Below are 12,128 nucleotides of genomic sequence, written 5' to 3'. Positions count from 1 at the left end.
TACCTCGCAGATTGAAGCGCGCCAAATACATTGGGTATTTGGCAGCCCACGCTTGTCGACATCGCAAAGCGATAGCACTCATGTTCTAAATCTGGTGTCAGAGGTGTCCACGCACTCTTGTACCCTGATAAACCATGAACGCCAAACACCAAGTCCTCCTTGCTGAAGAACAATACGCAACCGAATTAGCCTTCCTCGCCGCCTACGACCAAGGGCCCAAGCCCCCAGGCTGGCTGCTTACCCCCCGCGCCGTCGTTACCTTCGTCTGCGGCGAAACTGGACTCCGACTAGACAAAGACGCCAAAACCGAACACCCCGAACTACCAGCCCGAATGGACATCACCGCCAAATTCATTGGCGACCAGGCACTCGTTGAACGCTGCGTCGTCACCCTCGCCGGCAGCCGGGCACTCATGCTGGTAGGCGAACCCGGCACCGCAAAATCCATGCTCTCCGAACTCCTCGCCGCCGCCATCTGCGGCTCCAGCGAACTCACCGTCCAAGGCAGCGCCGGTACCACCGAAGACCAACTCCGCTACGGCTGGAACTATGCCATGCTGCTAGCCCACGGGCCCAGTACCGAAGCGCTCGTCCCATCACCCGTCCTTCAAGCCATGGCCACCGGCAAAGTTGCCCGCATCGAAGAAATCACCCGATGCCAACCCGAAATCCAAGACGCACTCGTCCCCATCCTCTCCGAACGCCGCATGGCCATACCCGAACTCGGCGAACACTCCGAAGCCGCCCGCGAAGGATTCTGCGTCATCGCTACCGCCAACCTTAGGGACAAAGGCGTCAGCGAAATGAGCGCCGCACTCAAACGACGCTTCAATTTCGAACACATCGACCCCATCGCCGACCGGAACGTAGAAGTCAACCTCGTAAAAACCAAAACCCAACAAGCCATCGACAAAGCACAAGCCCAAGGTACCGTCGACACCATGGTCGTGGAAACCCTCGTCACCATCTTCCGGGACCTCCGCCAGGGGCTCACCACCGAAGGCTGGGCGGTCGAAAAACCCGGCAGCATCATGTCCACCGCCGAAGCCGTCGCCATCTCCTCCTCCATCGCATTAAGCTCCGTCTACTTCCCCCTCAATGAATCTGCCGTTAGTCTCATTCCCGGGCACCTGCTCGGCGCAGTCCGCAAAGACGACGACAAAGACGCCACCCGGCTGCAAGCCTATTGGGACTCCGTCGTCCGCCGCCGCGCCAATGTCCCCGGCAGCCGCCGCGAACGCGGCCGCGTCCGCCGCCGCGACGAAGAACCCGCCATCAAGCGCGCCGATGCGAAGGTCTGGCAACTTCTCTGGGATCGTCGGGAAGATGTGATGGCCCAATGACCGAACAACACATCCTCGACCAACTCGAACGAGTGGTCGAAAAAGAATACATTTTCGGGGTGCGCCACCACTCGCCAGCCTGCGCCCATGCCGTGGTGCAGGCCGCCGAAGCCCTCCAACCAGAAGCGATCGCCGTGGAAATGCCGGCTGACACCAAACCCATGCTCCCATGGATCGTCCACGACGACACCAAGGCGCCCATCGCCCTGGCCGTGGCCGCCGAAAACACCCAACTCGGCTTCTACCCCTTCGCCGACTTTTCACCCGAACTTGCAATCATGCGCTGGGCGCATCGAAACAATGTTCCCATCCACCTCATCGACCTGCCGGTCGGCGCACCCCCGCCCACAGACCCCGACGAACCAGCCGCCGCTGATTCAGTCGCCACCGATACGGACCTGCAGCCATCCGTTGACGTGGACAAACTCGTCAGCGCCGAAGCCTGGGACACCAAAGTTGAAACCCTCGCCGTCGGCGCCCGCTGGCAAGACGTCCGCCGGGCCGCCCTCGCCGTCGGGGTAGGTACCCGCCTGGCCAAACCGGACGTTGACCCCTACCATGCGCGCCGAGAGGCACACATGCGGGCGCGGCTTGCCGAACTGGGGGAGAAAACCCTGGTGGTAGTGGGCTCCTACCACTGCCTTGGGCTTTTGGACGGCGAGCCTGAGGTGCCCGCCACCGTCTCCCCGGTGAACATGTCACTCGTCCGCTATAGTTTTGCCCAATTGGATTCCCGGTCGGGGTACGCCTCCGGCATTAGGGACCCCTACTGGCAGCAACGCATGCTCGGCATCACCTCGGCCGGGGTGACGGATCTTATTAACGATGTCATTGTGGACGTGGCGCGGGAATGCCGCACCCAGGGCGAACCCGCCGGCACCGGGGAAATCGCCGAAGCCATCCGCTGCGCCCACGACCTCGCCCGCCTGCGTGGCCTGCCCAATCCCGGCAGGCGGGAAGTGCTTGAGGCCCTCAACACGGTATTCTCTTACGGATCCGTCACCGGCCGGGGGCGCATCGTCGCCCAAGCGCTGCAAAAAGTCATGGTGGGCGATGTGACCGGTGACCTTCCCCCGGACGCACCCGTGCCGGTACTAGAGCAACAAGTTCGGGCGAAACTCGCCGAGCTCGGCCTGCCGTCCAAGGAACGCACCGCAACCATCACCAAACAAATCGACCCCTTTAAGGGCGGCAAGGATTTTGAACGACACCTGGTGTTAGCGCAGCTCGCCGTCCTGGATGTGCCCTATGAACGGGATCGGGTAACCGGAATGAATCGAGGATTCGAATCCCGCTCCTACTCGGCGACCTGCACGTTTGATTCCAGCACTGCCGCCACCCTGGGCATGCGGGCCGCCTGGGGAGTCAACCTGGCCCAAGCAGCCAAAACCATGCTGGCCGCCGACCTGGCCACCGCGGCAGGCGACCCAGCCAGCACGATCGACGTGCTCCGCAAGGCCGCAAGCATCGGGGCTGACGATGCGCTTTGCGAGGCCACCCAATTAGTGGAAAACACCCTGGTTGCCCGGCTGAATTTCCAGGATGCCATTAACGCCATCGACATTCTCATCGGGGTTGCCGGGGGCCGGGAGCCGGCCGCCAAGCTGTTGCGGGATAGCACCCGTGACTATTGCACCAAGGTGAGCGAAATCCTCGGCGGGGTTGTGGTGCGAGAAATCGCCGGCATTGCCGGCTCCGACGAACTGGAACACGCCCGCATGCTGGGGTTTGCCGCGGGACTCATGGAAACCCATTCCGTGAGTATTCAGGCGGCGATTCATAAGGTCAAGGTTGACGGTTCACCGCTCATGCAAGGTGCGGCGTGCGCCATCATGCCTGACGAGCATTCCGCAGCCTTCGTGGGCAGCTGGATCGACACTGCTGGCAGCCAGGCGCGGCAAACTAGCTACCGTCGACTGGTTGGGTTCCTGGCCGCTTCCCGCGGGCTCTGGTACGACCACCCCATCATGGACGGAATTGTCGACCGGGTGTCGTCCCTGTCCGATTCCATGTTTGTGCAGGCCCTCCCCACGCTGCGGGGCGCCTTCGATACGGTGGCCCCCGCAGAGCGGGAACAATTCCTCGACCGGTTGTCAGCCCAGGTGGGGCGGATCGACGCAACCCTGATGATAGCGCCGGAGCAGATAGAGGCGAACGCCCGGGCCGACGTGGCAGCGAGGGCTAGGCTGGCGGCCTTGGGCCTGGCCGACCTGCGGTTCACCCCGGCGATGCGCTGGCGGTTGATTCTCGGCGCCGAACCCGAAACCCTCGACAGTGCTGGTGGGCGCATGGCGAGTGCCCTCGACGAACTCTATGGCACAGACACCGTCAGCAAGGACCACGCCGGGGAATCCGACGGCCGGGTGCACGCCGCCGGTAATGGCCCCAGCCAATTGGGGGTGCGGCAGTGGCAGGAGGAAATCACCGCCCTTTTCGGCGCCGACCAGTTGCAAGAAATCTTCGGCAAGGCCGCCGACATGGGTCGCAGTGACGTCATCACCAGCCTTGATGCGGAAAGCGTGCGGCCATCCGTGGAACTCCTCACCACGGTGCTCAACCTGAAAGGCGCCCTCCCCGAGAGCCGGCTGCGGCAGTTGCGACCCCTCGTGAGCAAGATCGTGTCGGAACTCTCGAAAGAATTAGCGTCCCAGCTGAGCCCTGCCCTGGGCGGCATGGCAAACACGAAACCATCGCGGCGGAAATCACCGCGGCTCGACCTGCCGGCGACGGTGCGTAACAACCTGAAACACACGGTGATGGTGAATAGTCGGCCGCAGATCATTCCGGTAACCCCGATTTTCCGCGCCCCAGAGCGGAAGGTTTCACCATGGCACATTATCGTGCTCGTGGACGTTTCCGGTTCGATGGAACCCTCCACGGTGTTTGCCGCCATGACCGCGGCAATTCTCGCCGGGGTGAACACATTCAAGGTAAGCTTTATCACCTTTGACACGTCGGTGATTGATTTGACCGGGCACGTGGAGGATCCCCTGGAATTGCTGCTGGAAATCAAGGTTGGTGGTGGCACTAACATTGCCCAAGGTGTGCGGTATGCGGCAAGCCAGGTGACGAATCCCACCAAGACGATTCTGGTGCTCATCAGCGACTTTGAGGAATGGGGTTCCGTGAATAATCTGACCCATGAGATTGCCGCATTGGCGGATTCGGGAGTGAAACTGATCGGTTGTGCCGCGCTCGATGATGACGGCAAGGCAGCCTATAACGTGGGCATTGCCGAATCCGTGGCAGCGGCCGGCATGCGGGTGGCCTGCGTGTCACCCCTGGAATTGACCCGCTGGGTGCGGGAGGTTATCCAATGAGCGCAACACCACTACCATCGTTAGCCCCCGGGGTGTCCGCCGACGCCTTGGCGGTCATTCCCAGCCGACTGCTCAAACGCGCCGAAAAATTAGCAGCCGGCAGCGACTCTTGGCAGGTGACGCTTGTCGACGACGGGTTCCGGGTGGAAGTCGGCACCACCACCGTCACCTATGTAGAAGACAAGTTCGAATGTAGTTGCCTCATTAGCCCCAAGTGCGCCCACATCGGGGCGGTGTGCATGGCTGCCCCAATTGCCGCCGAGGCTGAGGATTCCACCGAGCCGTCTGCGGGAGGCGTCGACAAACCTGCGGCGGACAAAACAACCACCGACACGGATTCGGCGGCGCAGGCCGCGTGGGCGAAGAAACTGCCCGCGGTCGCGGACATCGCCGGTTGCGTATCCCAAGCCCAGGACATTACCTCCGCAATTTGCGACCAGGGATTAGCCAATCTCAGTGCTCGGTTTCATATGCAGCTGCTCGCCCTCGTGCGCACAACCCGGGTGGTGGGATTACCGCGCCTCGAACGCGCCATCACTGCCCTCGCCACCCTCTCGCAAGACGCGCGAGTGGGGAAGCCTGTGGCGCGCGGGGAAGTCGCCCGCCAGCTCTTCGCCGTCGCCATGGTCGCCCACCTGCTGGACCGGGATCCCCGCGACCGGGACGCCATCGGTGCCGCCCGGCGTGCCTATAAGCCACTGGAGTTATCGGGGGCGCAGAACGCCACGTTTATCCCCCTCTACGCCGAACCCATCGTGACTACCTCGGGGTTTGCCGGGATGTCTATCACGCTATGCACCCGTGGCGGCGACATGTTTTCCATCACGAAAACCCCGCCCGGGGATGCGAGCGCGGTTCCCACGATTTGGTATGGCCCAGTGCGGCTTGGGGACATGCATTGCAGTCATGCCCACCTGGCCCGGCATATGCTGCTCATGAGCGGCGGCAAGGGGTCTGCCGATGGTCGCATCGGCTCCGGTAAGGGGGTTCGGGCCGCCCTGGGACAGGAGGTGAGCCTGGAGCTTATTCGGTCCCTATCATTGCCGGGGGACCTGTCCCTGGTGAGCGGCGTTGTGTGCGATGCAACCTTGAAGGAACTGTCGCTGAACACCCGGGAGGGGATAGTGACGGTGAATTTCAGCGCCGCAGCCCGTCGTACAAATATTCGAAACCTGGTGAATCTGATTCTCGCCACCAACCCGGATGATCGGGGAGTGACCTGTCTCATTCATGGTTCGGAGGTGGTGTGTCTCTGGCCGGAAGACAACTGGCTTCAGCTGAAACCGGAACAGGGCGGTCGAATATTTCCGGGCCTGGACTCGGTGTCGGCGGTGGCGGGGGCGCCGGTCGATGCTCAGCAGCAAACCGACTTCGCCGCCCCACCAACCAGGGGAGTGTCTGATGTGCTCACGGTGTGGTTAGAGCGGTGTGCCCTGGGTGGTCGCAGTGCGATTCGGACGCACCATGCCGCCTGCGCCGCCGACGTGCGATTGTTGAACGACGCGGGGGCGCCATATGCGGCCGAATTATTGCAGCGCTTCGTCACCGACCCCACGCCCCGGCACGGATTATCCCTGGTTGCATATCTGCAATCGTAGGGCGACCAACTGGGGGAATGGGAGTTCGACCATGGTGACATGTTGCGGGTGGACATTCGGTTACTGGATGCCACCGAAAGATGTCCACCATGGTCGTTATGATGTGCTCATAACCGTTGCGTTCGATCACATTCAACCACGCAGCGCTGGTTATCTCCCTGTTTGACGGTGTGGTGGCCTCACCTCACCGCAATCAATAATAATTTGTTTATATGTAGTGTTGAAGGATTATGGCCCATGACTGACCTGCACTGGATTGCCGCCGGCGACTACCAACTCGCCCTCGATGGCACCACGATTACTGCCAAAAACGCTAAAGGGCGGGTGCTGAAAACCGTCCCGGCGAAGGCGAAGAAAACCCCCGAATACGAGCAGCTCAATAACTGCCGCATTTACCTGGAACAACACCAAAAAGAATGTTTGCGCCAGGTGAGCGAATGGTTCCTCAAGGGACTTCCGGTGCCGGTGCTGGTGGTGAGCGAGGTGTGGCCCGACCCCCTGTGGCGCGCCTGCTTCGAAAACCTTGTGGTGTGCGTGACCGCTACCGGTGATACGGGCCTGCTCCGGGACGTGTCCGACGGCCACCTGCACCTGGCCGATCTCGATGGGGAAGAGATTACCGTGCCCGTCGACGAGTCCGGCTCCATCACCATCCCGCACCCCGCCATCATTGCGGATATTGCCGACTGGCGGGAGTTCGCCGCCGAACTTGGGGTGTCGCAGGGGGTGGATCAGCTATTCCGGGATATTTATGTGAAACCCGACGATGCTGTTGGCCGCCAGCAGGCTGTGCGCGCCTACTCCGATGGCAGGTATGAAAAAGCCCAGGTACTGATCGGCCGGAGCCGCGGCGGCGGGTTTACCACCACCATGCAGGAAGTCTCGCTCATTGTGGTGGAAGACGGCGTTGAGGTGCGTATCAGCCTCGATATTGACGCCTGGAATCCCTGGGAGGACGGAACTATTGGGGAGCTGTCGTTCTACCAGGATGGGCGGTCGCTCCCACTGGAGAAGGTGGGGCCAATCACCTGGTCCGAGGGCATTCGCATGGCCGAATTCGTGTATGCCGGCCGTACCGTGGAATCCGCCGAAGAACCGTCATAAGGAGAAGAAAATACATGAATCCCACACACATTGTGGCATCGGGCGGTATGCTGCCGCTCGTGCTCCCCGGCTCCCACGATGATACGGCTGATACGGCTGTGCCAGCGAATATTGTGCCGGTTGTTGCGCTTGCCGCCTTGGTGAATGGCGTCCCCGTGGTGCGGCTCATCCCCGAAACTCTTCTGACCGCCGAAACCTTTATCATGGGCCGACTCGGTCTGAAGCCCCAGCCTCAGCCCCGCCAGGTGGGTCGCAGCCGGCCCCGCGCCATTGGTTTCCCCGCCTGGTCGATCATGACTGACCCAGACAACGCCGAACACGCCCTTAACCTGGTTGCCGACATTGAATGGGCGAAAAAGGTGGCGAAATCCCAAGACCAAAAGGTGTGGGACAGATTCCAGGAGCTTGCCCAAATGCTCAGTACGGCCGCCCCGCATTTCGTCCCGACCCTGTTGGAGGAACTCGCCCGCATTTTCGACGATTCGGGATCCCCGAAACTCGCCGTGCGTGCCTTCGGCAAGGCCCGCGAATTCGAACGCACGTACAATTTGCCGGTTGACCTTGACCGGCACCGGCATGCTCTGACCGAATTCGCCCGCCGTGGTCTTATCTCTGCTAAGGAAATGGGTTTCGAAGTCACCAGCTGCATGCGGCGCATCTCTGACCCAGAGGCCGCCTACCAGTATTTCCTTGGGCTCATCACTGACCAGGTGAGTGCCGGCAGCGCCCCCTACGCTGGTCTTCCCCGCGATTTCTTGCGGGTGGCGAAACCCACCGGCCGTACCCCGCAGCAGGCCGGCAAGGAACTGCTTGACAGTATTTCCGAATTAAGCGGCATGCGTCGTGTCCCCGTTGGCTTCGTGAAGGCCCTGGACAAGCATATGCCCGGACTGCTTGATCACCGGCCCGACGCCGTGATGCAGCTTATTTCCACCCCGCCAACTGACTATTATCCGTGGTCCGGCAACCACAAATTAGAAGACTGGACCACTGTCTTTATCACCATCGGCGGACCGAACATTCTGAAGGAAAACCCAGCGCATTTCCGGCGTTGGTTCCTGACCGTTCTCGATACCTTGGTGGGCAGACCCGATTACAGCCCCAGCCTGGTCGACCTCATCGTGTCGAATAGCGAGACGATTTCCGGCATCGAACTGGATGAGACCCATCTTGGCCTTCCCCTGGAGCTTATCGAGGCGTTGATTGTTGCCGGCGCCCAGTGGCACCTCGATAATGTTTCATATGAGGAAAACAACCAGCTGGAGTCCTTCCTTGATCGAATCCAATATTACCGGGACCACCGGCATAAAAACCTGACCCATTGCCTGGAGAACCCGCAGATAAAAACGTATATTCTGTGTGGCTGGACATTGGAGCGATTTATGGAGCATGGTGATGCCGTTGCCCAGGTGAATGATATCCTGCTGTACGAGGAACTATTACATGATGAATGCCGTCATTTGCGCGCCGCACCACTGCCCACCATTGACCGGTTTATCACAAGCTTGACGCGTGCGGTCAAGGCTAAGTTACCGCTTGGGAATTTGGAGCGTTTGGTTGAGAAGGCGAATGTGGATGCTGCCACGGTGCTTGCCACTAATCTTGCCCATGGACTCATTACCGAGCTCACCTGGCCGGAGTTGGAGCGGCACATTCATGCTATGCGTGACGAGTTATCCCCGGAACGTGGTATTGGTCCCAGGCTTCAGATTACGGAATCCTATCCCGGTGTTGTGGCGTTTTGTGGCACTAAGGTTGTGGCAGTCGCCGGGGACACCACTCTCCTCAATACGAGGATTAGCACCAAGCACACCCCATTCGATATGATTTCCGTCCCCGATGTGGACGGCACCCGGGTGTTAGCGCTTGGCTATTCCGGTGGTGATAAAATCTCGGCAACATGGAATGATGGCGAGGATGCTTCGCTGCTACTGAGCGGCCAATCCTATAGTTACAGTGTTTTCTGGCCACGGCATAGCTCCCTTGCGATTCCCGATGGTCGGTTGGTCGGTGACATTATCCTGCGCGCCACGAGCCGCGAGCTGAACCGCATCGACGACGCCGTGTACGGCGACAATGCCGGCAACATGTGGTATCGCGGTGGTGACTACAGCCACGGCTACGAGTGGCGTGTATACGATCCAGCCACCGATACGCACACGAGGGACCAACAACCCCAACGGGTGGTCGATCTTGCTGAGGCTGCTGGTATTATCATTGACTGGTCGAGGACCACGTTTCTTCCTACTCCGGTTGATAACGATGCCGCCCGAGCAAAAATCATTCCCACCACCGATACCGGCGAGTTCTGCTGTGTCGTGGGCTACACCAAAGACGAGAACCGGGACTATGCGCTGGTCACAGGGGATGGCACCCGTTATCTTCATGACATGCGGGTGTGCGGCGCAACTACTTTTGGTGGTGTCACCTGCCTGGTAGGCGTCGAGGAGTCCGGCACGGTTCTGTACCTGCCCGGGGTTTCCGTCGACTATGGCACACTTGCAACCACTCGGGATGACCGTGGGGAACCCCACTGGATGTACCAATTGCCGTGGGTTGCCTGGGGGAATCTTACTCTACGTGACGAGGAAGCCTCCCGCAGGTTGCGTGCCATACAGCCTGTCGACGTTGCCCCGCTGCTGGCAGCCCTGAAGCCGGATTCCGGCAAGCGCAGCACCACCACCAGAAATCAGGGGCGTGATACCTCCGGGGAACGTGTGTATTCCGCACTGTCCCCGAACTGCCAGTCGGGCTCCGCCGCCATGCAGGCAGCCGCCGACCTGTTGGGCACCGATGATCGGGAGCTGTGCGTCAGCGTGGTGCAGCTCGCCCTGTCCGTGCGGGCTAGCGTCCGTAAGCTCACGAATGTTTGCAACCGTGCGCGGGTGCAGCACAAACGTGAGACGATCGCAGCCCGAAACTCCGCTGCCACGCAAGAAACCCCGGCGCCGAATGCCGCTCACGCTGATCGGCCGGCGCGCTCCGCCTACGCGGTCGTGGCGAAAGTGCAGCAGCTTCAGGAAGTGATCGACGGGAAACGTGATGCCTCGCATATTGACAAGGACGATTCGTGGGGTTGGCTTTCGTTCGCGGGTCAGGAAAAAGCCCTGGTTTCCTGGGCCATGGGGTTGCTCACTCCACCGGCAGCCCGCATGGAGGCTGCCGCGCTGCTGCGCAAGCTTGCCGATGCCAAGATCGACAACCACACGTGGCGGCAAGTGCTCATTGACTGGTACTGCATGTCCAAGAAACTCGGTGAGGTCCACACCGGCCTACTCTTTGCTGATGCCGACACGCAGGCTATCGTCCTTGACACGCTGTACGACGTCAAGAGGGGCATCAAGCATCGTCTGCTCGTGGCCGGGGATAAGTTTCCCGAAACCGTGTGCGACGCTTCTGCCTTGGGCGCAGCGAAAACCGCCCACGATCTTGGTGTCGAGCCGGGCATGAGCGCCAAGGAAATGCGTGTTTGGGCCGACAAGTTAGAACGCATGGGTGACATTGATCCTGGTGAGTGGTTGTCGCGCATGCGGCCGCTTATTGACGCCCTCACGGCCCGAACCTTCCTCACCAAGACTGCTGCAATCATGCTGCTCGCTGGTGGTTTTGGGACGCTTCTGCCCCGCGAACTCGCCATTGCGGCCTTCCGTCGTGCCGGTGGCGATGCTCTCCGGGCTGCTGAGGAGGAACGGGCGAAAACTATCCGCCGAAAACTCAAGCTCACCCGCAAAAGCACCCTGGCCGCTACGACACTTCTCACCAGGGTGGACCCGATGAGCCGGGCACTACTCGCCACCGCTGCATTCGACAATAACACCACGCTTGTCGACGCTTTCGTGGCCAGCTTCCCCGCCTGCGAACTGGTCATTCCCGACCAACTCATGGAAAAATACCTTGCCGGACAGTGGGCTGCGCCCGACGAAAAAAATCACATCCTCTTCCAGTTGCTCTGCCCATTGAAACCTAAACCTCAATTCTCCGGGTGGAACGGCGGCATGATCGCATCCATCGCATTGGATCTTGCCACAAACCTGCCGGCGCAGGGTTTTGCCGATGATGCGGAGGCCAGGAAAGTGTGTTCGTTCCTGGCGCACCAACTCACCATGCTGAAAACCGCTACGAATACAAATATTTCTGGCAACCACACCTCCCTGCCACTCACCGGTGACATCAACCACATCAAAGACGGTCATTACTGGAGCCATAATTTTGATGCGTTCCGGGGTTTGTCGGAGGGGCATTTCGATAAGGTCATTGCCGACCTGGAGGATGAGACGAAGTCTCGGCCTGCCGGTTGTTATCGTGATCCGCGGGTTTCTGCGCCTGCTGTTGTTGCTGAGGTGTGTCAGGAGCTTGGGCTCACCGAGCCGGCTGCTGTGTATTTTCTTCAGTTGCTTGCTCTGGTTGATCCTACTGACTCTAATGTGAAGGCTTGGAATGGGTGGAAGAAGAAACAGCTTGATGAGGCCCGTGCCGAACTTGTTGCCCGCGACCTTGTGGTTGAGGGTAAGCGTACTGGGGCTGGCCGAACTGTGTTTTTGCCTGGTGCGTGGTGGGAGGCCCAGTCGGGGAGTATGCCGGTTGAGGCGTGGAAGAGTAACTTTTACCTGATTCGGTATCGGGAGCGGTGTGAGAGCACGGTGCGGTGGTGTCCACCTACTGAGCCGTTCGACCAACTATTTCCTACCGTGTGGGGTCGGTGGTTGTCTGGTGATCGCCCAAGTTTTGATGCCCTTATTACCAAGAAATACCGGCGATAACCT

The 12,128-nt window shown here is 60.3% G+C and carries 5 protein-coding genes; all 5 read left to right on the top strand.

The genetic code is table 11. From position 1 onward, the window contains the following. Positions 1-134: 134 nt before the first annotated feature. The 5 genes from HBA49_RS06970 to HBA49_RS06950 all read left to right on the top strand — a co-directional run bounded on the left by HBA49_RS06970 (position 135) and on the right by HBA49_RS06950 (position 12,125). Entirely contained in the window at positions 135-1,343 is a 1,209-nt protein-coding gene (locus tag HBA49_RS06970; RefSeq protein WP_005527222.1) for an ATP-binding protein, read from the top strand. Then, positions 1,340-4,663 carry a DUF5682 family protein gene (locus tag HBA49_RS06965; RefSeq protein ID WP_005527031.1) on the top strand — a complete coding sequence of 1,108 codons (3,324 nt, stop codon included), beginning with the start codon at positions 1,340-1,342 and terminating at the stop codon, positions 4,661-4,663. The genes HBA49_RS06970 and HBA49_RS06965 overlap by 4 nt, the downstream gene beginning before the upstream one ends. Next, positions 4,660-6,261: a hypothetical protein gene (locus tag HBA49_RS06960; protein ID WP_005527529.1), complete on the top strand. Its 1,602-nt coding sequence runs from the start codon at positions 4,660-4,662 to the stop codon at positions 6,259-6,261. Before HBA49_RS06965 ends, HBA49_RS06960 begins: the two co-directional genes overlap by 4 nt. Positions 6,262-6,498: 237 nt before the next feature. After that, complete coding sequence (locus tag HBA49_RS06955; protein ID WP_040432237.1) at positions 6,499-7,365, top strand: DUF4132 domain-containing protein; 867 nt, start codon at positions 6,499-6,501, stop codon at positions 7,363-7,365. A gap of 14 nt (positions 7,366-7,379) precedes the next feature. Next, positions 7,380-12,125, top strand: coding sequence for a hypothetical protein (locus HBA49_RS06950; protein WP_005527351.1), 4,746 nt, complete (start codon positions 7,380-7,382; stop codon positions 12,123-12,125). Positions 12,126-12,128: the final 3 nt, after the last annotated feature.

The sequence above is a fragment of the Corynebacterium matruchotii genome (assembly GCF_011612265.2).
In the GTDB taxonomy this organism is placed as follows: Bacteria; Actinomycetota; Actinomycetes; order Mycobacteriales; family Mycobacteriaceae; genus Corynebacterium; species Corynebacterium matruchotii.
The sequence above is the reverse complement of the archived record's forward strand: the minus strand, read 5'-3'. Positions and strand labels throughout refer to the sequence as shown.